Below are 24,697 nucleotides of genomic sequence, written 5' to 3'. Positions count from 1 at the left end.
TATGAAATGCGTAGAATGTAATTTCGATGGTCCTCAGGATAAATTCCGTTACCTGTACAATGCCCGGATCGATTCATCGATGACCTTACGGCAGTGTCCCAACTGCCAGGCGTGGCTGGCCGTAGATGAACTGACCGGCGCTGTTAAACAGAAGGTCGGTTTGGGTGAAGCTCCCTGGGGCAAGTCGGCTGGCATCGAGGGATTGGCAACAGATTAACTTGTGATAATAAACCAGTTTGCTCAAGGTTTCCATATCAGGAGGTGCGGTGATCAATATCCGTCTTTCGAGATATTGATATCTTTCAGTCGTACGTTTATTTTTGTTTCGGACATTACGTATTTCGTGATATGCAAATTAAATGTGTTATATTTCGAAATCCCGGAAGTAATGTCTTCCCAGGTTTAAGAATCACAGAACAATAAGTTGTAAGTCATAAATACGGGATTGTATGCCGCCAGTTTTGCGGCGATTGCAGTATTAATGAGACCCAAGCTTCAGAAATAAAGTGAATAACCGGAAGGTCATCTACGACTGAAGCTTGCGGTCGAATCATCCCGCAAAGTGGAGGGTCGAAGACCCGTGGTAGCAAGGACCTCAAAAACACTGTCAGGCCATTCCTGCAACGGGCCGATGATTTGAGAACGTTTAGCTCAGCATAAAGGAGAAAAGCATGAGCACTTTAATCGACAACATGAAAAAAGGGTTACGTGTCAAATCGGATGCCCGGAAAATATATCGGGCACTTCAAAAACATTTTAACACTATGCCCATCGGTTATCCGGCAGCCATTACAGGAGCAGATATGCGCCTGTTGCAACACATGTTTACGACCGAAGAGGCCCAGGCGGCACTAAATATCGGATGGCGGCTGGAAACATTTGAGAAGATATTTCATCGTGCCCGGCAGAAAGGATACACCGAGGAAAAGTTCCGGAAATTGATCGATTCCATGGACGCCAATGGTTGTATTTTCTCAACTATAGAGAACGGTCAAATGCGTTATGCCTGGCAGCCGCTATACATTGGCATGTATGAAATGCAGTTGCGGCGTCTGACACCAGGCATGTATCTCGATATACGGGATTACGCAATTGAGAGATTTACAACCGAGTATTTAAGTACCAAGGTTCGGCAGATGCGGGTTGTACCGATCCAGACCAGCGTTACCCCTCAACTCTCCATAGCCGCTTACGACGATATACGGCAACTTGTGGATAAAGCCCAGGATCGCATCGGAATTACCGACTGTATATGTAAAGTGGGCAAGGACCATGTCGGCAAGCCCTGCCGGGTAACGAACCGGCGGGAAGTATGCATGGGGTTCCGGGATTATCACGACATATATAAACGCAATGGTTGGGGACGTTCCATTACTAAGAAAGAGGCCTTTGAAATATTGGATCAGAACGAAAAAGACGGCTTGATACTCATGCCGACATCATTGCAGGCTCCTCAATTCGTTTGCTCATGCTGTGCCTGCTGTTGCGGAATCCTCGAAATGGTGAACGCTATGCCACGCTCGGTTGATTTTGTTGAAAGCAATTACCGGGCTATTTTGAAACCGGAAACCTGTACCGGTTGTGGTAGATGCAAAAAACGCTGTCAGATGCAGGCCATCCGTTTTGATGACGATAAGGCGGTGGCTATTGATGAGCGCAAATGCATCGGTTGCGGTCTGTGCGTGCCCACATGCAAAGCAAATTCCCTTTCCATGGTGCGCAAGAATAAAGAGTTTGTTCCACCCAAGGATATTGAAGATTTATACACGGTTATCGATCGGCACAAGAAAAGCACCATGGGTAAATACGCAATGATGCTCAAAGCGATGATTGGACGCGAGGTTTGAAGATCATGTCACCGCATATTTGATCAGGGTACAGAGTCCTTGAAGCCCTGTCGGTTCAGGCGCGGCGGTATCATGCACAGCGGTAAAAAGTAATCTCCTGCATATTTCCGCCGTGGTGAATTGTTCCGCAAAGGTAATGTTCAGGAGAGTAATTTTCTGAGAAAAGATTGTAAGGTGTATCTCGCCAGAACCCCCATGTAGTGTGGTGCTTGTGAAAGCCATGCACCGATAATAAAGACAACATAGGAAAGAGCGTAGGTCGTTGGACAGCCGATGACAGCGATCAGCGGTTCCTGAAACCAGACGGCCAGAACGCTCAGAGCGGCCACCGCCGGCCAACCCATGATAAAACTAAAAACCATCAATACCAATCCGGTAATCAACCGCGGTGTAGGACGTTCTTGGAATTCACTGAGATCCGCCGGGGTCTCCATTATCTTTTGAATGAATTTCTTTCCGGCAAGGTATTGGGCTATTTTCTTCCGCACAAAAAATCCTTTAAAATAGATTCGTTTTGATTTTTCATTTTCTTGACACGGCCTCGATACTAATATTATAAAAACATCCTGTAAAGTAAAATGCGATTGATTGAGGATACCGTGCAAAAAGAAGCCACTGGCTGGGATTTTTTTGATCGTATCTACTGCATCACTCTGGAAGAGCGCGCCGACCGGCGTCAAGCCGCTGCGACTTCGTTTGCCAAAGTAGGACTGACAGGGAAAGTTGAATTTGTCCTTGTTAAACCGCATCCGTTGAATATCGAACAAGGCATGTATGAATCGCACATGACCTGTCTGCAAAAAGGATTGGAGGCTGGCGCAGAGAGCATCATCGTTTTTGAAGACGACGTTATTTTTGACCGCTTTGAGGCAGAACACTTCAATCAATGCACGCAATTTCTAGCGGAACATCCCGATTGGAAAGTTCTGCTTTTGGGAGCGTTAATCCGCTCCAGCCGTAAAACCAATAATCCATTCATCCAAAAAGTCAGATACCAAAGCCTCGCGCACGCCTATGCTTTAAACAGACATTACGCGGAAACGCTTGCTTACCAGCCCTGGCAGGGAATTGTTATTGATACTATTTTTCGTCCGCTGCAAGATGACATCTACGCTGTTTATCCCATGTTTGCTTTTCAAAACGATTTTACTTCGGACAACGATAAAAAATACAAAGGCCTCGAACGCTTCCGGCGATTGTGCGGCGGACTGGAGCGGATTCAAAAGGCAAACGAATTCTATCAGCGTCATAAATTTGGTGTCATTACTATACATATATTGATTATTTTATCCCTTTTATGTTTGTTCTGCTCCCGATAAATCTGTCACATAAACTTTCTGGACAGCGACTAAAACCAACACTAAAAAAATAGATGAACTATAGCTAGATATGTGATAAAAGTAGCGGATACTGGTGATATTAGAAAAAATAAAATGGTTTAAAAAAAGAGCATGGAATATAGGTATTTTTTAAGAATAGTAATCTTTTTAAGTAGCGCGATACTGTTGTTTCCGGGAATAGTAGGATTTTCAGATGCATCGAAAATCCCCGCTAGCCATTCAAAATATTCGCAAGTTAAGGCTTTTCAGTCTTCCCGTAATCTCGTTTTGCACTCCGCCTCCGCACTGGTGGAGGATCAGATTACGGGGGAATGTTTTGTGCAGAAACAAGCAGAAGCAATAATGCCCATTGCCTCCATCACCAAACTTATGACAGCTATGGTAGTACTGGATGCCAAAATGGATCTTCAGGAATTAATCACTATTGAACATGAAGACGTAGACACCATTCGCCACAGCCACTCTCGCCTGTCTGTTAATACAAGCATAACACGAGGAGATGCCCTGCTGCTGGCGTTAATGTCTTCTGAAAACCGTGCGGCTCATGCTTTGGGACGGACATATCCGGGCGGTCTCCACGCTTTCACTTCTGCAATGAATGCCAAAGCCAAATCGCTGGGGCTCAATGATACACGCTTCATAGATCCCGCCGGTATTCACTGCGGCAACGTCTCTTCCGCCAAAGATTTGGCGCGGATGGTTGATGCTGCGTATCAATATAGCATTATCCGGGAATACACCACCCGTAAAGAAACCTCCATTCGTGTAGGCCGACGCATACTTCAATTCCATAATACCAATCGTCTGGTCGGAAATCCCCGATGGCAAATAGGCCTTTCTAAGACAGGCTTCATAGACGAGGCCGGTCGATGCCTTGTTATGCAATCTCAGGTGGCCAAACGTTCTGTGTTGATCGTGCTTCTTGACGCTCAGGGGAAATTGACCCGTTACGGTGATGCCAACCGCATCAAACAATGGATGGAAGGTTCAAAATCCCCGCGCCAAAAAAATAGAGGTTGAGTAAAAATTTCATTCTCTCCGGACGGCCTTCATGCATCTTGAAAAAAATCTATATAGCATTGATAAAAAACTGCTTGTTAAAGCCGGAACTATCATCAACAGCAAAACCCTCAAGAATATTGCCGGTTCATCCGGAAAAATACGCTATGTCCCGATAAAAAACTCCCCGATCTTCACGGACTTGATTCATACCTTCAAAGATAAACGTTATTCAGATATATTATATCCGCATGAAATTAATCTGAAAATAATAAGTTATATACGCCGCGTAAAAATGCCTGAAAAGATATTGTCCGAACTCGCGTATATGAAAGAGGTGTCGCCATATACGTATAACCATATTCTGACTATTGCCGTGCTGGCTGCCAAAATAGCCTTAGACCATTCTAAAAAAAACACGTATGCCCCGGACGTGGCCCTGCGCATGAGCCTATTTCACGATCTGGGGAAATCGCGCATACCTCTGAGTATTCTGAATAAACGTTCACCTATTACAATAGATGAACGCCGCATATTAAAAACACATCCATTGATAGGATACGTTCTTTTGCATTATTATTTCGGCAAGGACTATAAAGCTGTTGCATTCTCTTCGTTCCAACACCATGAGAGGCTTGACGGGTCGGGTTATCCGCTGGGAATAAAGAGGCTTAATAAATATTCTCATCTGATAGGCATAGTTGATACTCTGGATGCGCTGATATCAGAGCGACCATATAGAAAAAGCCCTTTTTCGCTCAGGGCCGCCATTGATCTCTTGCTTGATGAATCGGAAAAAGGCAGATTTCATAAGGGTTTGATTCACACCCTTATCCGATATGCCCGGAAAGAACGTCCCGGTTCCAAACTTGTTATCGCACAAAGAGGACGTGACAAAGAACCGGCTGGAAATTCCTATGGCAAAACCGCTCCATCAACCACCCGCAAAATTTCGGGAAAATAAATAGTCATTCTTGACAAATAAGCTTAGTTGCATATATTATAATTACATAAAGCATGAAAAAAAGCTTATACTTGCAGAGATTAATCGTGTTCTTTGTAGCTTCATATTGATGATGTATTAATCTCTTTCTGAAAATCATGTTGTCTGACTCACCATGTGTATCCGATCGCCAATTACCGTCTGCAAAATGTTAACTTACTATAAAATTGGTATTACATGTAAGCAAAAGGAGAAGATCTCATGGAAAAACTTCATTTAACTTCGCAAGAAGAAGACGAACTTTTATTGATCCTCGAAAGATACTTGCCGGACATCAAAAGTGAAATAGCGAATACGGACAGCAAAGAATTTCGCAAACAACTGAAAGATCGCGAGGTTTTAATGGCAGATCTCATTGCGCGTTTGAAACGCTGACCTTTTTTGAAGACCTTAAAAAATGCGTGATACCTTTTCGCTTTCAAAGGATAACGCGGCGGCATGGAGGAGGCTCCCCCGCATGCGCGGGGAAGGCATCCGGCGTATATTAAAATACGTTGAGGAAGCCGACGACCCCGGCCTGCGCCGGGGCAGATTGTGCCAACAAAGTTAGCCGAGGAAAGCAATGGTATCACTGATCTATACGAGGCCATGGTCTTGTTTCTTCGAGCTCGAAAGCCAGCTCGAGCAGTTCCTTTTCATGACCGAAGGCGGCGCCGAACTGGAGACCCAGAGGCAAGCCATTGGAGCTGAATCCCAGAGGCAAAGATATGGCCGGAGCACCGCTGACGTTTTGCAGAGGTGTGAAAGAAACATATTGTCTGACCCGCTCAAAGGCTTCCTCAAACGGCACATCCGGACCGATATAACCGATCTCGGGTGTGGGGTGAGACAATGTCGGGCAAAGCAGTATGTCACAGGTGCTGAAAATATCATTATATGTTTTGGCGAATCTGAATAAACGTTTTATAGTGGACAGTGTTTTTAAGCAATTTTTCCGGAAGTGATTGCTGAGATTTATCGTCCAGTCTTCCAGCTTGCTTCTGTCGAAGCCGGGAGCGATTATAACCGGTCCAAAAAATCTGATGGAAAAGGCCATCAGCCCCCAATAGAGAATGAAATCGTCAGCCATTTCGGCAGTGCAGGGGCAGGGAATTTCTTTGACGGAATGACCAAGTTCTTCGCAGAGCATTCCGGCACGGCGAACCTGATCGGCTGACTCGGCATGGCAGGGTGTGCCGAAGGGCGTATCGGTAAACATAACAATGCGCAGGCGTTTTTTCCCCGGACCTTGCACCAGTCCGACTTCGGGCATCTTAGGAGCACGGCAATATTTTTCCGCACCGGCATAAAACGTGGCTGTATCGCGCACCGTGCGTGTCAGCACGCCCTGATGAAGAATGTTTACGGGCATCAAATTCGAACCTTCAACTCTTTCCAGCCTGCCGCGTGACGGTTTGAGCCCCACAAGCCCACAGCAGGCCGCAGGAATTCTGATGGAACCTCCGCCGTCATTGCCTTGCGCAATAGGAACAACACCGGCAGCCACCAGCGCCGCCGAGCCACCGGAAGATCCTCCGGTAGAATAATCCGTATTCCATGGATTGCGCGTGATGCCGGATGACAGCGGTTCGGTTGTTGCCGTTAAGCCGAATTCCGGCAGCGCGCTTTTTCCCAAACAGATAAGACCGAGCGAAAAAAATTGTTTAACGAATTTTTTCGATTTTCTGTTTGTTTTATTGGGCACAGCCCGGGAACCCCATAATGTCGGCACACCTTCAACATCATCAGTGTCTTTAATAAAGGAGGGAACTCCGGCAAAAGAGCCTGGAATAATATTTTTAACCTGCTTACGAGCCAGGTCAAAAGTTTCTGTGACTATTGCGTTAAGTGCCGGATTCACTGACCTTGCCCGCGCAATAGAGGCTTCCACCGCCTCAATGGCACTGATTTCTCCACGGGAAATTTTTTGAGCAACTCCTACCGCATCGAGTGTGCCCAGCGCGTCATTGCAAAAGGCACTGATTCTTTTCTTATCTTCATTCATAATAAATTCATCATTATCTCTATAATCCATTTTAGATTAGCAAAATATTTCTTTATAGCATATCAAATACTATTTTCGATTATAAGTTGTTTTTATTAATTCCCACAGCGCAGCAAATTTAGCATCATGCACAGAACAGAATCATGACGGTAGTATTCTTGAAGAAAACACAAAAAATTAGTGGGCAATTTTCATCATTAATAACAGTATAAGAAAATGAACGGCCGGACGCCTGAATGCGCGCCCGGCCGTTTTGTAGTGTTGTTACTGTCTGACAGTAATTCTGCTTGACGATGCTTTACAGTTGTTGGACTCGTTGCTTTCGATCACGGCGGCATTGTCATCCGCGCAGGCTATGGCATAGTAGGTCGTTCTGGTTATTCCGCCGGGGACTTGGACGTTTACGGAGCCTGATGAAGTTCCTCCCGCCACAAGTGCCGCCACGGACCGTGTGCCGCTGAGCAGTATAGCACTGCTTGTCTTTGAGTTGGTCGTGGACAGATAGTATTTTGTTGTGGATGCGGGCGCAGATGCGGTTCCCTGGTTTTTTGTAGTCTCGGTAATCGAAAAACTACGTGAGGCTGCCGTAATGGTCTTAGCCTTGTTGCTCACAGCCGAGATGATAAGATCGGTTGTCCCGGCAATGCTGATGATCACAGAGGCGCTCTTGTAAACTGAAACATTGCCTGCGGCATCTTTAGCCCAGGCATAAAGCGTTTTTGTGCCCGAAGTCGTCGAAGAAGAAAAAGTATAACTTGTTGGGGCGCTGGCGGACCATCCCGATGCCGATGCAGTTGGCTTTGTCGATGAATTGGTAACCATGTAGCCTGTCACATCCACGTCATCCATCGCCGTAAAGGAGTTGATACTAACAGTGAGAGACGTCGAAGAAGAGGGAAGGGTAAAGGCCGTAACCGTGGGAGCGGTAGTGTCTCCAGAAGCGCTACCTTCCCATGCAATATTCAGAGTTTGAAATCCAAGCGCATAGGCGGACAAACGGGAGAAGGTGCAGCCATAGTTGACATACATCCTCACGCGGAAGACGCCATTGGGCCTGGTGGCGGTTGTCCCCCAACTGTTTACTAAAATCCAGTAATGGTTGGCCGTGTCTGCGTCCGAATCATCATATCCAACCAGAGTCACGGCGTGACCGCCGCCGGAGGAGGAACTCCAAGATTGACCACAGTAAGTGTCCGGATTCCAGAGAGCGCTTTCCGACTGATTGTTCCAAAAGTTATAGAAATTGTTCCATGCCGTTTTGTTGGGAAGGTAAAAAGCAAACCAAATGGCTTTGCCCTGATTTAGAATATTCTTGATGTTGGAGATGGCCATAGCCTGTGCAACGCCCGTAGTAGTGACTGTTTCCGCAGCCATGGATGCAATGGGATAGTTGGTTGAAGTGGAAATGCTGCTGCAAGACACGCTGGATATTGTGCTAGCACTGCACGAAAACGTGCCGTCCTGGAAGGCGGCATTGGTATTGGACGTGGGAATGGTCATCAATGTGCTGTTATAGAAATCTACAATGTCAGAAAGCCAGCCGCCGCAACAGGAATTTTCTCCGTAACAGGAATTTGTAAATTGAACGGAGAGGTTGACGGCTTTTGCCTGTTGGGTATTCAAATCAACTCCCATGACACGCGTTCCGGCCCACGCCCAACAGTCGCCGCAGGATCCCTGAGACTCAGAAGGAGAATAAGTCAGAAGATCCAGAAGATTGGTCGACGATACATTGCCGGCATTATCTGTTTGCGCCGCAACCCTGGGATGGACACGGTGATGATATCTTTCGTCGATACGCGCGCGGGGCGCCCTTTCATATCGGTCCTGCCACTTTCTGATGGTTAAATCATCCGGACGCATAATGGGAAATGTTTTGGATGGAGTACTCGAATCAAGAACATATTCCTCTCGTTCATACGCACCGCTTCCCGCCTGGCTGGACAACGGCAAAAGAACAAACGTAAACATTAAAAAAATAACTACGAATTGCCGTAGGAACATTTTTCTCATAAATGACCTCCAATTTGCTTATACTTTGCATGCGCTGTCCTTCAAAACAGTGCAAATGATTCTATTGAGACCTACCATTACGGATAGTGGGAAAATCAAAAAGAACGGGGGTACAGGTTCCCTTTGTAATCACTTTCATGTAACAGGGTAAACGTTTTCCTGTTGTGATATCGTATTGTGTCAAAAAATTTTCATGGGGATAAGAAAAATCTTTTTGAACAATCAGCCATTGCTTTCCTTCATCCAGAGCGAATTCCTCCTGAATGGTTTCATTCGTGTGAAAGGAAAACCTGACTTCATATTCTGCGGAAGCTCCCTTTCTTGGGGCAACCGAAATAATTTCCGCTTCGCCACTGTATTGCTTATATATGCAGGTGCCACCGACCTTCGTCCGGGCTGAAGATACTGCCGCCAGGTCGCATGAAAAAAACAACACGAGACATATCAGCACCATTATCACACTGGCAAAACCAATACTTCCCAGCGATGCGAACGTTGATAAATCTTTCATAAAATCAGCCGCCTGTAACAAACCAAGACAGGTTAATATTCTGTGTTTTGCCCGGAAAGACTACCTTTCTTATTTTTATTATATAGAATTATTTTTATTTTGCAATGTTACACTATTGAACATTATCTGGTAGAATTTGACATGAATTTACTTGTTGTCGAGGGAAGTATATGATGAATGAAAACTTCCGCATACTATTGAAGATATTTTTCTTCAAATATATTCCCGATGTTTAAAATTCTATTCGGATCGAAAACCAACTTTAATTTCGCCATTTGACTTATGACCTCTTCGCCATACATCAGCAGTAGATAGTCCCGTTTCATTTTTCCGATGCCGTGTTCCGCAGAAACGGTTCCTTTTAAACGAACGGCTTCACAACAGATTTCAGAGTATATTTTTTTTGCTTGGATAAAATCAGCCTGATCTCTGGGCAGCATGTTCAGATGTGTATGACAGTTGCCAAAGTGTCCGTAAACCACATACTCCAAGTTATTGCGCTCCACAAGGTCAAGCATCCATTTATAGAAAGTAAAGAACGATTCGGCAGGCACAGCAACGTCGGTCCCCACTTTTCGCAATCCGCGACGGGCGACAAATTCATTAACTCGTGAACCAATGGCGTGGCGGAAAGCTTTGAACTCTTCCTGTTCTTTTTTATTAACCGCTATCCAGGACGTCTTTACATCGGCATGATGCTTCTTCATTAACTTAAGCCAGGATTCTGTTAATTCTTCTTCTTGGGCCGTCAGTTCCTGTTCAAACCAGACAGAACATTTATTTTCAGAAATGGCCGGATAATCCGGGCGCAGAAAGTTCAGCGTAAGCTTATTAAAGAATTCCAGTCCACGGGCTGAAATTTTAATTTCTTCGCTGGAATAGTCAGACTTTGTTATTGTGCGGGCCTCATCAATAAAATTAAAAGCGTCTTCTTCGCTTTTGAAAAACACAAAGCAGGAAAGAATCTTTTCTTCCAAAGCAAGCAGTTTAAGTTTTAATTCGGTAATGATGCCCAGCGTTCCTTCACTGCCGATAAACAAATCAATTAAGTCCATATTTGCCTTGCAATAATAGCCGGCGGCATTTTTTACTTTCGGCATTTTAAATTGAGGAATCGAAAAATTATATTTTGTTCCCTGATCCGTTGAAAAAGAAAAATAGTAAGCTGACGCCAGGATTTTCCCCCGCTCAAGAGAGAGTGTGTCACCAGACGGCAACACCACTTTCATCCCGATTACATAATCGCGAGTTGGTCCGTACTTAAAACTCCTGGCACCTGAGGAATTGGTCGCCACAGTGGCGCCGATAAAGCAGTTCCTCTCCGTCGGATCGGGCGGGTAGAATAAATTGTTCTCTTCAACATAATCCTGAAGATCTTTCAAAATCATTCCAGGTTGCACGCGTAAATATTTTTCAACTTCATTGATTTCAATTACTTTGTTCATCTTTTCAGTGGAAATCACAACTCCACCTTCGGGCACACGTGCACCGGTCAGTCCCGTCCCGTTGCCGGAAACTGTTATTCTGAGTTTTTCAGCGGTGCATCTTGTTACTAATTCGATTATCTCTTCCTCGCTCTGGGGCACATAAACTGCTTCGGCCGTACCCTGATAATTAGAGGCATCAGAAAGATAATTCTGAAATTCGTCCAGTTTTTTTTTAATAATCACTTTGTTTTCAGTTCTCGCTTTTGTTCCGATTCTTAATGCTTAAGTTTTACGTAATGTCATCAGCAACACCGCCGCTGTCAGAAGGCATGCCGCCAGAAACATAATACCTCCTGTAAAAGATCCGGTCGCATCCCGAATAAAGCCCATCACGTAAGGACCCACAAATCCGCCTAGATTGCCGATGCTATTGATCAGGGCAATCGCACCTGCTGCGGCTGTCGCCGTTAAAAAAGAAGACGGTATAGCCCAGAATGGCCCGAAGGAGCCGTACACGCCCATAACCGCTATAGTGTAGAACACCATCGAGACAAAAACACTTATATCTGTCAGAAGTGCGCTGCCGGCAAGCCCGATTGCCGTTGTAATCATGCCGAGGATTGTATGCCAACGGCGTTCACCGGTCGCATCCGAGTGATGCCCGATGAAATACATAGCGAAGAACGCGAAGATGTACGGTATCATAACGAGCAAACCAACCATTTGGATGCTGATTGCAGCCGATAGAGCCTTAACCAATATCGGCAGAAACATCGTTATCCCGTAAAAACCGCACACCCACATAAAATATATCGCCGACAGGATGATTACGTCCCGATCAGCAAAGGCCTGCAGTACGGAATATTTTTTTCGCTCGATTTTTGCCGCGTGTTCGGATGCCAGAGTATTTACAAGCCAATTTCGTTCGTCATCGTTCAGCCACTTGGCCTCGGCGGGTTTATTCGTCAGATAAAAGGGCGTCATAAAACCGAGAAGGATAGCGGGAATCGCTTCCAGAATGAATAGCCATTGCCATCCGGCCCAACCCAGCCACGTGACACCTAACAGATAGGTGGACACAGGCGCGGCAATGATGTTGCAGACCGGTAGAGACATCATAAAAATGGCGACGGCTTTAGCTACATCCTTCAAACGGAACCAGGTGCTCAGATAGTAAATAATGCACGGGAAAAAGCTGGCTTCGGCTACCCCAAGAAAGAATCGCACGGCATAAAATTGGGTCGGTGTGGAAACCCAGGCGGTTAAACCGGAAATGATGCCCCATGTGATCAGAATCCTGGCGAGCCACAACCGTGCGCCTACTTTGGCCATGATAAGATTGCCAGGTATTTCCATGATGAAATACCCGATAAAAAATATTCCCGCCCCGAAACCGTAGACAGCATTGCTGAAACCCAAAGCACTGTTCATGGATAATGCGGCATAACCGATATTGACCCGATCCAGAAAAGCAAAGATATACAAAAGACACAAAAGCGGCATCAGTCGCCGGAAAACTTTATGAACAATTTTTCTGTCTTCTGTTTTCATTTCGATCATCTTTAAATTTCCCTGTGCATCGATATCCTGAACATCCATAAACTGTCCGGCCAATGGAATTTTTTAAGATAATTCATTGCAAAATATATATATCGTATTCACACCAGAAAGTCTCGCGCATTTGCCTGTCAAACGGTTTGCCCAGCTTAAGCAGCACAGAACTTTTTCTCCACTCGCGGGGCAGGATCCTGGCGGTAGTATTCTTTCAGAACACGATAAAGATCAGGAGAGTTTTTTATCATTAATAACGGCTGATCGAAGAACTGCTCCGTGGCCACAGCGAAAAACTCCGCTTCGTTGGTGGCACCGTAAGCATTGAGGAAAGATTCCCGGCCATGTTCGGCGTCATGCTTGAGGCGCAGATATTCACGGGAACATGTCTGCACCCAGTCACGGTATTCAGCCCTGTCCCGCAACGGGGGAGTGCCGTCAGCGGCTCCGTCAAGCATATCGAGCTTATGCGCAAATTCATGATAGACAACGTTATGGCCCGATTCGGGATGGCGGCCGCCATGAAGCGCCGCATCCCAGATGATAATGACTGGCCCCTGCTGAAAGGCCTGGCCGATAATGGGATGGGGTTCTTCCACGGGCGCAAGAGCGGTTTCAAAAAAACCAAGTTTTCGCTGTGGCGGAACCACAGTGGAGGGATAGACGATAATCGTTTCGACATTCTGATAGTAATTATGAGGCAGGCCAAGAAGCAGAATACAGGCCTGAGCGGAAATTGTAACGCGGATTTCATCGGTAAGCTCCAGTCCTCCGCATCCTTCCCAATACTTTTCGGCAATAAACACCTGTATCAGCTTGCGCAAATGTGTACGTTCGGCATCTTCCAGCATGCAGAAATGGGCAACATTACGATTGATGATATCTTCCCAGTCCGGAGGAAAGGGCTCTTGTATGAGTTTTTTCCGGCGACGATTGGCAAACCAACCAAACATTTGCTTTCCTTCTATCTATCGCTTAAACTTTTTTGCAGTGGAACACAAACGATAAAAAAGGGCAGGATCATAATGGTCCTGCCCTTAAAAATAACAATCCAAAACAATAATATTTTGTTTAGTACTTACCACCAATATAATCACTGAGGTGATCTATCAAAGAATCTTTTGCGGAGATGGTTGCCTTCACAACATCTCCAATGGAAATGAGACCAACAAATTTAGATTTGTCGAAAACGGGTAAATGTCTTATGTGTTTGCCCGTCATCAGTACCATGCAATCATCTACCAGAGTATCAGGTTTTACCCTGTACATCTTGGCAGCAGGAGTCATAATGTCCTTTACAGGAGTTTTTACAGACGTTCTACCCTTCAGAATGATTTTTCTCGCATAATCTCGTTCAGTGACGATACCAACAATTTTATCCTTTTTATCAACGACCATTAATGCTCCTATTTCTTTTTCTGCCATGAGTTTCAGGGCATCAAAAACAGAGGCCTCCGGTCGAATCGTCCATATCTGTTTTGCCCGGCCCTTTAAAATATCGCTCACTCTCTGCATAACCCAATACCTCCCCCTAATTTCAAAAAAGTTTTTGATTAATATAGTGTCAGTATAACGGCCAATATTCTCGCTTGTCAAGAAAATTTAAACCTAAGACACCGGAAATTATGATTGATTTCGGCAGGTGCACTCAAAAAAATTTATGTGATGCAGTTAATTTATCGTTTGCGGGGACAGGTATTTTTTGTTATTTCTTTTCCATGAACCAGGACATTGTATTCCTCAATAAAAATGCACGGCTTTTAGGCCTTGAGATGAACAATCAGCAATTGGCTCAATTTGATGTTTACAAACAAGAGCTTTTACAATGGAATGCCAAAACAAATTTAATTTCCGAAAACTCATCCGGGGAAATTATCACTCGCCACTTTCTTGATTCGCTTACGGCCTGGCAATTTATTCAAAAACCAAACGCCCGAATTATTGATGTCGGCTGCGGTGCCGGTTTTCCCGGTATTCCTTTAAAAATCGCATTGCCCTCTTTAGAACTTTATCTACTGGAATCCAACCGCAAAAAGGTTTCGTTTTTAAAACATATGATTCGTCTTTTAAACATTTCCACAGCACATGTTCTTCATGACCGTGTCGAAAATATTCTCCAGACCGATGCATGGAACGAAAAATTTGATATTGTAATTTCCCGTGCCACTTTTAAATTAGACAAACTACTTGCGCTTAGCGAATTTTTTCTTGCTCCTGAAGGTCGACTGATCGCCTTGAAGGGTCCCAATGTCTCTCAAGAATTTAAGCAATGCTCTTTAGCGTCAAATCCATACAAAATATCTCAATTGATTCAACATGATATAGAGGCGGTTTTTTTAGAAGCACCTCGTAAAATTATTATCGGAAAAAAGGAAGATTTCAGCAAAAAAACCTTCTAAAAATATCTTTTTTATGCTAGTGCTTACACCAGTTCTTGCAAAAGAATTTATTTTTTTACACCCCATAAAATAATGAAGAAAATTATATGTATAGCAAATCAAAAAGGTGGTGTCGGTAAAACCACCACCGCAATAAATTTGTCAGCCTCTCTGGCCGCTGCGGAAAAAAAAACTTTACTAATCGATGGTGATTCCCAGGGTAATTCAACCAGTGGGATGGGCACAGACAGAAGTTCTTTTCAAACAAATAATTTGTACCATGCTATGATCGGCCAAGTGCCGTTGGAAAAAGTAATTATCAACACGGTTATACCTAATCTCGATATAGCGCCTTCTAACCAGGATCTGATTGGAATTGAGGTTGAATTTGTCGGTCTGGAAGACAAAGAAAAGAGATTAAAAACTTTATTAAACTCTCTGGACAGGCAGTATGATTTTATAGTAATTGATTGTCCACCATCACTGGGTGTGATGACTGTCAATGCTCTTGTCGCTTCCGATTTTTTGATTGTTCCTTTGCAGTGTGAGTATTTCGCTATGGAGGGTTTGGGATATTTGCTCAATACTGTAAAGCTGGTGAAAGCACAATTAAATCCTCAACTCGTTTTAGGTGGTATATTACTGACTATGTTTGATCAGCGCAATTTACTATCGCGTCGGGTCACCGATGACGTACGGAAACATTTTGGTGACAAGGTCTTTAAAACGGTCATTCCGCGTAATGTGCGGCTTTCGGAAAGCCCCAGCCACGGTTTGCCCATTATTCTGTATGATATTAAATCGCGCGGCGCTCTGGCTTATATGGAAATGGCGCAGGAAATAATTCGAGGGGGAATATAAATGGCGCAAAAAAATGTACTGGGAAAAGGTCTCGGCGCTATTTTCCCGGACTTAATCAATGACTTGGACAAGAAAAAAACGGCTTTATCCTGCGGCATTGAAGAATTATCTCCGAATCGTTATCAGCCCCGTAAAAATTTCAACGACGACGATCAGAAGAAACTGATTGCTTCCGTCAAGCAAAGCGGTATTATTCAGCCAATCGTTGTCCGCAAGGCTGATAAAGGCTACGAAATTATAGCCGGTGAACGGCGCTGGCGGGCGGCTCAGGCCGCAGGCCTTAAAGAAGTTCCTATCGTCATTCGCGAAGCTACAGATATGGAATCGGCGGCAATATCGCTGATCGAAAATATTTTGCGGGAAGATTTAAATTCTCTGGAAGAAGCAAACGCCTATGTAACTTTAATAGAAACGTTCAAGCTCTCCCAGGAAGAAATTGCCTCCCGTACCGGTAAGGATCGTTCAACTGTCGCCAACACTATTCGCCTGTTGAAACTGCCGGCCAAAGTAAAAGAGGCTTTGATAGCAAAGAAAATTTCCGCCGGCCATGCCCGCTGTTTGTTGGCCTGCAACTCTATAGAAGAACAAATTGAGGCACTTAATTTCATCTTAAAAAAAGATTTAAACGTCCGGGAAACGGAACGCTTAATCCAAAAAGCAAAAGTGTTGCCCCTGAATAAAAAACAAACCGTTACAAAAGACCGCTTTTTGCACGATCTCGAAAAAGCATTGGCGGCAAAAGTTATGGCGAAAGTTCAAATTAAAGGCTCAGCGAATAAGGGCTTTATAGAAATCCGATACACGACCATGGATGAGTTAAACCGATTATCAGGCGTAATTCTTGATGATTTGAAATAATGAAATGTGCTTCATATTTATCAACATCTGTTGATAAATATGTTGATAAGGTTATTATAATGGATGCATTTTGGGACAAAACAAGTAAAATTATTCAGGAAAAAGTAAGTAAGCAAAATTTTGATACATGGATCAAACCTATAAAAATGGTTGCTATGGAAGATAAATGCGTCCAATTAGCCGTCCCCAATAAGTTTTTTAAAGATTGGCTTTTAGACAATTATGCGTCGACCATTAAACAATCATTGAAACATGCCGCCGGTATTGACGTTGATATTGATTTTATCTTATCCAAGAATGAAGAAAAAGATCTTGCACCTGCGGTAAAGTATGCAACGCAAACTAAAAATACATCTACAGCGATCATAAACCGAGGGAAAAACCTTTCGTTTCTTAATGATAACTATAATTTTGACAGGTTCGTTGTCGGTTCCTGCAATCAATTTGCTCACGCCGCTTCTATCGCCGTAGCCAAACAACCGGCTAAAAATTATAACCCTCTTTTTATTTATGGCGGATCCGGCCTGGGAAAAACACATTTACTCAATGCAATAGGCCTGCTTGCATATTCTATTCATCCGTCGCTAAACATCATGTATGTTTCCGCCGAAGAATTTATGAATGAAATGATTAATTCCATTCGTTATGACCGAATGCCCAAATTTAGAGAGAAATATCGGAATATAAGTTGTTTATTAATTGATGATATTCACTTTTTAGCGGGAAAGGATAGAACTCAAGAGGAATTTTTTCACACGTTCAATACGTTACATGATTCCGGAAAACAGATAGTAGTCACCAGCGATAAGTTTCCCAAAGATATTCCCAATCTGGAAAGTCGGCTCCGCTCCCGTTTCGAATGGGGACTAATTGCCGATATCCAACCTCCTGAAATAGAAACTAAAATAGCCATTATCGAAAAGAAAGTACAGGAAAATCATATAGAGCTACCTAATAATGTTGTTCATTATATAGCATCTCATGTGGAATCCAATATTCGCGAACTGGAAGGTTTTCTAGTCAGAATCGGCGCTTATTCTTCTCTTACCGGCCGAGATATTGATTTGGATTTAGTGAAAGAAGTATTGAGCAGCCTAGTGAAACATAATAAAAAAGGTGAAGTAAGTATTGAAGAAATAATTAAAGTCATAGCTGGTAAATTAAATATAAAAATATCAGATATTAAGGCTCATAATAAAAACAAGAATGTTGTTTTTGCCCGGCAAATCGCAATGTATTTAGCTAGAAAATTAACAAATTACTCCTTCCCCGATATTGGTCAAAAAGTTGGAGGACGTGATCATTCCACGGTAATTTATGCCAATAATAAAATATTAAATAGTATTAAAGTGGATCAGAAATTAAAAATTCTAGTTCAGGAAATTGAGGATATTTTAATGCACAAAGCATAAACTTTTTTTTATTGTTTGATAAACAGGATTTATCTGTTAAACATTTGCATTATTATTGTTTTATTTTTTTATAATCAACATATCAACAACCGTTACTACTAATACTATTTATTTAAATATAAAGAAAAATAATAAAAGAACTAAAGACACGGAGGATTTATGGAATTTAAAATCAATAGAAGTACTCTTCTGGATGGTATTCAAAAAACTTTAGGCATTGTTGAAAAAAAGACAGTAATACCCATTCTCAATAACGTTCTTTTTAAAGCAGATAATAATAAACTGAAAATAATTGCTACAGATAGAGAAATAAGTTTGATTTCGGATTACGATGCAGAAGTTATGGAAAAGGGTGAAATCACTATTTCTGCAAAGAAAATATATGAGATGGTTAGAGAAATTCAAGGTGAAGTAGTTTTATTTACTCAAAAAAATAATGTTGTAAAAATTTCATGCCAAAGGGCTTTTTATAAAATTCCAGGATTGCCGGCAGAAGATTTTCCCAGTATTGCCGATGATCACGATATTCAGCTTGATAAAATTAAAGGGAGTATCATTAAAGAGTTAATTAATAAAACGGCATTTGCCATGGCCACTGATGAAACCAGAAAGAACTTAAATGGTGTTTTATTGGAAGCAGGCATGGATGGATCTAATCATTTACTGCGTATGGTGGCTACTGACGGTCATCGTTTAGCACTGGCTAAAGGTTTTACCAGTGAGCCTTCTTTAAAGATCGGAAAGGGAATTATTATTCCACGTAAAGGATTGATGGAAGTTAAAAAAATAATTGATGAGAATGAAGATATTTATATTGGTCTGCATAAAAATACATTTGTGGTGAAAACAGAAAATACTCTTTTGAAGGTTGGTTTGGTTGATGCGGATTATCCTGATTATAAAAAAGTTATTCCTACTGAAAAGGGATTTAGTGTGACTCTGGAACGAGAATCGTTTCTTCATGCCTTAAAACGAATGAGCGTTGTTTCTTCAGAACGGTACGGAGGAGTGATTCTCTCTTTTTCGGAAGGAAAATTAACTCTTAATTCAACCAATTTAGATGTGGGTGAAGCCACAGAAGAAATAGATATAGATTATAAGGGGGAAGTCGTTGATAGCGGATTTAATGTGAATTATTTGATTGATGCAATATCTGTGATTAGTAAAGAGCAGATTGTTTTTGAAGTGGGGTTGGGGTTGAAACCTTCAATGATCACACAGCCTGAAGAGGATAGTTATTTATGTATAATTATGCCGTTAAAAATATAGCGCCAGAGAGGAAGTTTAAAAAAGAATGACTCATAAGTATGATGCGGATAGTATTAAAGTTTTGGAAGGTCTGGAGGCAGTGCGCAAAAGGCCTGCTATGTATATCGGTTCCACAGGGAAGGACGGACTTCATCATCTGGTTTATGAAGTTGTTGATAATAGTATTGACGAAGCGGCAGGTGGTTATTGCGACACCATCACAGTAAAAATAAGAGTGGATAACAGTATTGTTGTTGATGACAACGGCCGCGGTATTCCGGTCGACATGCATAAAACAGAAGGTGTATCTGCAGCGGAAGTTGTTATGACAAAATTGCATGCCGGTGGGAAGTTTTCCAACGACTCCTACAAAATATCCGGCGGTCTGCATGGTGTCGGAGTTTCTGTTGTGAATGCCCTTTCTAAATCCTGTGAGCTGGAAGTAAGACGTGATGGCAATGTTTACACGCAATTTTACACACGCGGTGTTCCTGATGGGCCGCTGGAAATGGTTGGTAAAACAAGGGGCAAAGGAACGAAAGTCACATTTTTACCAGATGATGAAATATTTGAAGAGAGTGAATTCAGTTTTGATATTATCGCCAATCGTTTGCGCGAACTGGCGTTTTTAAATTCCGGTGTTAAGATTAATTTAATCGACGAACGTACCGGCAAACAAAATGAATTTTTTTATAAAGGCGGAATAGTTTCCTTTGTTGAATATATTAACCGCAATAAAAAAGTTTTACATAAAAATCCAATTTTTGTTTCCGGCGCCAAGGAAGATTGTTCGGTAGAAGTTGCCCTGCAATACAATGAAACCTACCTGGAAAACATTTTTGCCTTTGCCAACAGTATCAATACCACGGAAGGCGGGACTCATATGATCGGCTTCCGCTCAGCCCTCACCCGTGTTTTTAATAATTACGCCACCAACAATAAACTAATCAAAGACGGCAAGGAATCCCTGCGTGGTGAAGACTTAAGGGAAGGATTGGCGTGCGTCATCAGCGTCAAAGTCAAAAATCCGCAGTTTGAAGGCCAGACCAAAACCAAACTGGGGAACTCTGAGGTACGCGGTCTGGTGGAAGGCATCGTTTACGAAAAGATCGGAAGTTACCTTGAGGAAAATCCGTCTGTAGCTAAACAGATTCTTAATAAATGCATGGAAGCAGCGCGTGCCAGGGAAGCGGCCAGACGCGCCAAGGAATTAACCCGCCGCAAGAGCGCTCTGGAAGTAGGAGCGCTGCCGGGAAAACTGGCTGATTGTCAGGAAAAAGATCCGGCATTGAGCGAAATATATCTGGTGGAAGGAGATTCCGCCGGCGGTTCGGCCAAACAGGGACGTGATCGGAAAAATCAAGCCATCCTGCCGCTGCGCGGTAAAGTATTAAACGTGGAAAAAGCCCGTTTTGATAAAATGCTGCAAAATGAAGAAATCAAAACAATGGTTACGGCCTTTGGAGCGGGCATTGGAGCCGAAGATTATGACGTCAGCAAGCTGCGATATCATAAAGTCATTATCATGACGGATGCGGATGTGGATGGTGCTCATATACGCACCCTGCTTTTGACCTTCTTCTTCCGGCAGATGCGGGAGTTGATTGAAAGGGGATATTTGTTTATCGCTCAGCCGCCGCTGTTTAAAGTTGTGGAGAAGAAAAAAGAATTCTATATCCAGAATGAGGAGCAGATGAAAAACTACATTCTGGAAAACGGTGTGGAAAAAGTACAACTGGTCATGGGCGACGGCTCTCCTTTTCCGGTGACCGGTAATAAATTATTGCTTTTGATTAAAAAGGTTATGCGTATTGAGGACCTGCTCGACCGTTTTGAAAAGGAAGGGCGCGACAGAAATCTGATCCGCATATTGGCCGGTGATCCCACCCTGACTGACGAGAGTTTTAAAAGTGAAAAAGCGCTTTCGTCCATCGCGAAAAGAACGGGTATTGCCCTGGGCGATAGTTTTGCTGATTTTAACATTGAACCGGACGAAGATCACGGCGGATTCAAAATAGTTTTTAATCTGACAAAGAACGGGCAAGTAATTCCATCATGTATAACCCGGGAAGTCTTCCGCACGCCGCAGTTCGCGGACATCCGGACCTTGCTGGATCAGGTTTCCATTATGGGCGAGGCTCCTTATAGCGATCAGGGCGAAGAATCTTCAACCCCTGTCCTGCTGGAAAGCGCCAAGGCGCTTGTGGATCATATTGTCAGCTTGGGCAAGAAAGGACTGGGCGTCCAGCGCTACAAAGGCTTGGGTGAAATGAACCCCGAACAACTGTGGGAAACGACTATGAATCCGGAAAAACGCACACTGCTGCAGGTGACTGTCGAAGACGCGGTTCTGGCTGATGAAATATTTACAACACTGATGGGTGATCAGGTCGAACCAAGGCGTGATTTTATATATCAAAATGCCCTGTATGTTTCCAATCTGGATATATAGTAACTATTTTGTCATTCCCGTGCAGGCGGGAATCCAGTATCTATAAAGACTTCCTGGATTCCGGATCGCGCTTCGCTTGTCCGGAATGACGATACAGCAGAACGATTGTAGACTATTTGTGTAACAATAAGAGAGGAAGGATTAAAATGGAACGTGATATCCACCACAAGCAAACACTGGTGAATATAGAAGATGAAATGAAAAAATCCTACATGGATTACGCTATGAGCGTCATTATCGGCCGGGCAATTCCCGATGTGCGCGACGGCCTCAAACCGGTACACCGCCGGATTTTATATGCCATGTATGAAATGGGCAACCGCTATAACAAACCCTACAAAAAATCCGCCCGTATCGTCGGCGAGATCATGGGTAAATATCATCCGCACGGTGACGCGGCCATTTACGACACCATGGTGCGTATGGCCCAGGAGTTTTCTCTGCGCTACATGCTGGTGGACGGACAGGGCAACTTCGGTTCGATTGACGGTGATCCTCCCGCGGCCATGCGTTATACGGAAAGCCGCCTGGCGCGCATTTCCGATGAAGTGCTGGCCGATCTGGAAAAAGAAACGGTTGATTATGTGCCCAACTATGACGAATCTCTGCAGGAGCCGTCGCTGCTGGCAACACGCATTCCACTTTTGCTGCTCAACGGCACATCCGGCATCGCTGTCGGTATGGCGACTAATATTCCGCCCCATAATCTGAAGGAAATCATCAACGGCACCATCGCCTGCATTAAAAATCCGGATATTACCATCGAACAACTGATGCGACATATTCCGGGTCCTGATTTTCCCACTGCCGGTTTCATCAATGGCCGGGAAGGAATTCTGTCCGCCTATAAAACAGGACGCGGCATCATTCGCATCCGGGCGCGGGCGCTGATTGAAAAGAATTCCCGGAATGATAAAGAAACCATTGTCGTCACAGAACTGCCTTATCAGGTCAACAAGGCTATGCTGATCGAAAAAATAGCCGAATTGGTGCGCGATAAAAAGATATCCGGCATTTCCGATTTGCGGGATGAATCAGACCGGGACGGCATCCGTGTGGTCATCGAACTCAAGCGGGATGAAAATTCGGCCATTATCCTCAACCAGCTCTATAAATTCACGCAAATGGAAGTCTCCCTGGGCGTCATTATGCTGGCGATCTCCGAAAACAGGCCGCAGGTTTTCAACCTCAAGGAAGTGCTCGAAAAATTCATCAGTTTCCGTCGAGACGTTGTCATTCGCCGTACAAAATTTGATCTGGCGCGTGCCAAAGAGAGAGCGCATATTTTAGAAGGCTACATTATTGCCTTAAACAATATCGACGCGATAATTAAAGTCATTAAAGCGTCGAAGACACCTCCGGAAGCGGCAGTGCAGTTATGCGCTAAATTCGGTTTGTCGGAGATACAGGCCAAAGCGATTCTGGAGATGAGACTCCAGCGCCTGACCGGACTGGAACGGGCGAAGATCGACGAAGAATACGCCGAAGTAACCAAACTTATTGCCCATCTTCAGGCAATTTTGGATGATCCGCAAAAAGTGCTTCAGGTTATTATTGAGGAACTCAATGAAATCAAGGAACGTTACGGCGATGAACGCCGCACGGAAATTGTCGCGAGCTCCGAAGATATCAACATCGAAGATATGATCGTGGAAGAAGATGTGGTCGTGACGATATCACATGCCGGCTATATCAAGCGCAACGCGGTGAGCCTTTACAAGAGCCAGCACCGCGGCGGCCGAGGCAAGATGGGTATGGGCACGAAAGAAGAAGATTTTGTAGAAAAAATCTTTATCGCCTCCACGCACCATTACCTGCTGGTCTTCACCAGCGCCGGCAAGGTGCATTGGTTAAAGGTTTATCAGATCCCTCAGGCGGGCCGCGCGGCCAAAGGTAAGGCCATGATCAATCTGGTTAATCTGGCGCCGGGTGAAAGTGTCCGGGCGACATTACCGGTCAAGGAATTTGTTGAAGATAAATTTATTGTGATGGTCACGAAAAAAGGCATCATCAAAAAAACGGAGCTGGCCGCATACGCCAATCCGCGTTCCGGAGGCATCATCGCCATTTCTATTGATGAAGGTGATGAACTGGTGGATGTACAGTTGACCATGGGCAACCAGGATGTCTTCATAGCATCAAGGCTGGGCATGGCCATCCGCTTCAAGGAAGACGACGTACGCGATATGGGCAGAACAGCCCGCGGCGTGCGCGGCATTAATCTGGATGAAGGCGATGACGTGATCGGTATGGATATTCCCGCCCAGAACACTTTCATGCTTACGGTTTCCGAAAACGGATTCGGCAAGTGCACGCCGATTGACGAATACCGTGTACAAACCCGCGGCGGCAAAGGTACGATCAATCTCAAAACGGTGGAAAAGGTGGGCAATGTTTCCGGCGTTCTGCAGGTTATCAGTGAAGATAACGTCATGCTCATCAGCAATGCCGGTAAGGTCATCCGTCTGAAGGTACAGGAAATACCGGTCAATCATCGCGTCACGCAGGGCGTGAAACTTATTGAACTTGAACCCGAAGAAAAACTCGTTGGCGTAGCACGTACAACTTCGGAAGCCGAAGGCAAAGATGACGAGACCAACGGCAACGGTGATGATGAAGCTGATGTGACGACGGAAGAAAACGACACATCGGAAGAATAATAAAAATTCCTATTAAAATAAAAGCATAAAAAAGGGCGCTTTACAGCGTCTTTTTTTATTAATGGCAGAAACTTGTTGAATATTCCATATTCGTTTATACTTCGTTCATGGACTGGTATAAATTCTTTGACCATACGGCCGATATCGGTATTG

20 protein-coding genes are annotated in these 24,697 nt (G+C 44.0%); 12 read left to right on the top strand and 8 right to left on the bottom strand.

Features of this window, described 5'->3' with window-relative positions; translation table 11 throughout:
• Position 1 precedes the first annotated feature (1 nt).
• Positions 2–217 carry a hypothetical protein gene (locus CVU62_04325; GenBank protein ID PKN39424.1) on the top strand — a complete coding sequence of 72 codons (216 nt, stop codon included), beginning with the start codon at positions 2–4 and terminating at the stop codon, positions 215–217.
• Between the two features lie 454 nt (positions 218–671).
• Entirely contained in the window at positions 672–1,847 is a 1,176-nt protein-coding gene (locus CVU62_04320) for a 4Fe-4S ferredoxin (protein ID PKN39423.1), read from the top strand.
• Between the two features lie 140 nt (positions 1,848–1,987).
• Here CVU62_04320 and CVU62_04315 read toward each other — a convergent pair whose 3' ends face one another.
• On the bottom strand, positions 1,988–2,452 hold the full coding sequence (locus CVU62_04315; GenBank protein ID PKN39422.1) for a hypothetical protein: 465 nt from the start codon (positions 2,450–2,452) through the stop codon (positions 1,988–1,990).
• Here CVU62_04315 and CVU62_04310 point away from each other — a divergent pair.
• From CVU62_04310 to CVU62_04300, 3 genes are all read left to right on the top strand, one after another.
• On the top strand, positions 2,447–3,166 hold the full coding sequence (locus CVU62_04310) for a glycosyltransferase (GenBank protein PKN39421.1): 720 nt from the start codon (positions 2,447–2,449) through the stop codon (positions 3,164–3,166). The genes CVU62_04315 and CVU62_04310 overlap by 6 nt on opposite strands.
• A 132-nt stretch (positions 3,167–3,298) precedes the next feature.
• Positions 3,299–4,207 carry a D-alanyl-D-alanine endopeptidase gene (locus CVU62_04305; protein ID PKN39420.1) on the top strand — a complete coding sequence of 303 codons (909 nt, stop codon included), beginning with the start codon at positions 3,299–3,301 and terminating at the stop codon, positions 4,205–4,207.
• Between the two features lie 31 nt (positions 4,208–4,238).
• Complete coding sequence (locus tag CVU62_04300; protein ID PKN39419.1) at positions 4,239–5,150, top strand: hypothetical protein; 912 nt, start codon at positions 4,239–4,241, stop codon at positions 5,148–5,150.
• 607 nt (positions 5,151–5,757) lie between these two features.
• Here CVU62_04300 and CVU62_04295 read toward each other — a convergent pair.
• The 7 genes from CVU62_04295 to CVU62_04265 all read right to left on the bottom strand — a co-directional run bounded on the left by CVU62_04295 (position 5,758) and on the right by CVU62_04265 (position 14,190).
• The gene (locus CVU62_04295; protein PKN39471.1) at positions 5,758–7,173 is read right to left on the bottom strand and encodes an amidase; all 1,416 of its coding nucleotides are present in this window, start codon (positions 7,171–7,173) and stop codon (positions 5,758–5,760) included.
• 264 nt (positions 7,174–7,437) lie between these two features.
• Positions 7,438–9,186 (bottom strand): hypothetical protein, encoded by a 1,749-nt coding sequence (locus CVU62_04290; protein PKN39418.1) that lies wholly within the window; start codon positions 9,184–9,186, stop codon positions 7,438–7,440.
• A gap of 61 nt (positions 9,187–9,247) precedes the next feature.
• A complete protein-coding gene (locus CVU62_04285; protein ID PKN39417.1) occupies positions 9,248–9,697 on the bottom strand; it encodes a hypothetical protein in 450 nt (149 codons plus the stop codon).
• A 194-nt stretch (positions 9,698–9,891) separates the two neighbouring features.
• Positions 9,892–11,367, bottom strand: coding sequence for an FAD-binding oxidoreductase (locus CVU62_04280; GenBank protein PKN39416.1), 1,476 nt, complete (start codon positions 11,365–11,367; stop codon positions 9,892–9,894).
• Between the two features lie 39 nt (positions 11,368–11,406).
• Entirely contained in the window at positions 11,407–12,684 is a 1,278-nt protein-coding gene (locus CVU62_04275) for an MFS transporter (protein ID PKN39470.1), read from the bottom strand.
• A gap of 146 nt (positions 12,685–12,830) precedes the next feature.
• Entirely contained in the window at positions 12,831–13,628 is a 798-nt protein-coding gene (locus tag CVU62_04270) for a hypothetical protein (GenBank protein ID PKN39415.1), read from the bottom strand.
• Positions 13,629–13,746: 118 nt separating this feature from the next.
• Positions 13,747–14,190 (bottom strand): hypothetical protein, encoded by a 444-nt coding sequence (locus CVU62_04265; GenBank protein ID PKN39414.1) that lies wholly within the window; start codon positions 14,188–14,190, stop codon positions 13,747–13,749.
• A 110-nt stretch (positions 14,191–14,300) separates the two neighbouring features.
• Here CVU62_04265 and rsmG point away from each other — a divergent pair, with 110 nt between their 5' ends.
• From rsmG to CVU62_04230, 7 genes are all read left to right on the top strand, one after another.
• On the top strand, positions 14,301–15,074 hold the full coding sequence (gene rsmG, locus CVU62_04260) for a 16S rRNA (guanine(527)-N(7))-methyltransferase RsmG (GenBank protein PKN39413.1): 774 nt from the start codon (positions 14,301–14,303) through the stop codon (positions 15,072–15,074).
• 72 nt (positions 15,075–15,146) lie between these two features.
• Complete coding sequence (locus CVU62_04255) at positions 15,147–15,914, top strand: chromosome partitioning protein ParA (GenBank protein ID PKN39412.1); 768 nt, start codon at positions 15,147–15,149, stop codon at positions 15,912–15,914.
• The gene (locus CVU62_04250; GenBank protein PKN39411.1) at positions 15,915–16,772 is read left to right on the top strand and encodes a chromosome partitioning protein ParB; all 858 of its coding nucleotides are present in this window, start codon (positions 15,915–15,917) and stop codon (positions 16,770–16,772) included.
• On the top strand, positions 16,772–18,184 hold the full coding sequence (locus CVU62_04245; protein ID PKN39410.1) for a chromosomal replication initiator protein DnaA: 1,413 nt from the start codon (positions 16,772–16,774) through the stop codon (positions 18,182–18,184). The genes CVU62_04250 and CVU62_04245 overlap by 1 nt, the downstream gene beginning before the upstream one ends.
• Before the next feature lie 159 nt (positions 18,185–18,343).
• Complete coding sequence (gene dnaN / locus CVU62_04240) at positions 18,344–19,453, top strand: DNA polymerase III subunit beta (protein PKN39409.1); 1,110 nt, start codon at positions 18,344–18,346, stop codon at positions 19,451–19,453.
• A 25-nt stretch (positions 19,454–19,478) separates the two neighbouring features.
• Entirely contained in the window at positions 19,479–21,884 is a 2,406-nt protein-coding gene (gene gyrB / locus CVU62_04235; GenBank protein PKN39408.1) for a DNA topoisomerase (ATP-hydrolyzing) subunit B, read from the top strand.
• A 146-nt stretch (positions 21,885–22,030) separates the two neighbouring features.
• Positions 22,031–24,544: a DNA gyrase subunit A gene (locus tag CVU62_04230; GenBank protein ID PKN39407.1), complete on the top strand. Its 2,514-nt coding sequence runs from the start codon at positions 22,031–22,033 to the stop codon at positions 24,542–24,544.
• The last annotated feature ends 153 nt before the right edge of the window (positions 24,545–24,697 follow it).

It is taken from the genome of Deltaproteobacteria bacterium HGW-Deltaproteobacteria-2, assembly GCA_002840505.1.
GTDB lineage: Bacteria > Desulfobacterota > Syntrophia > Syntrophales > Smithellaceae > Smithella.
This window is presented reverse-complemented; position numbering and strand designations above follow the sequence as displayed.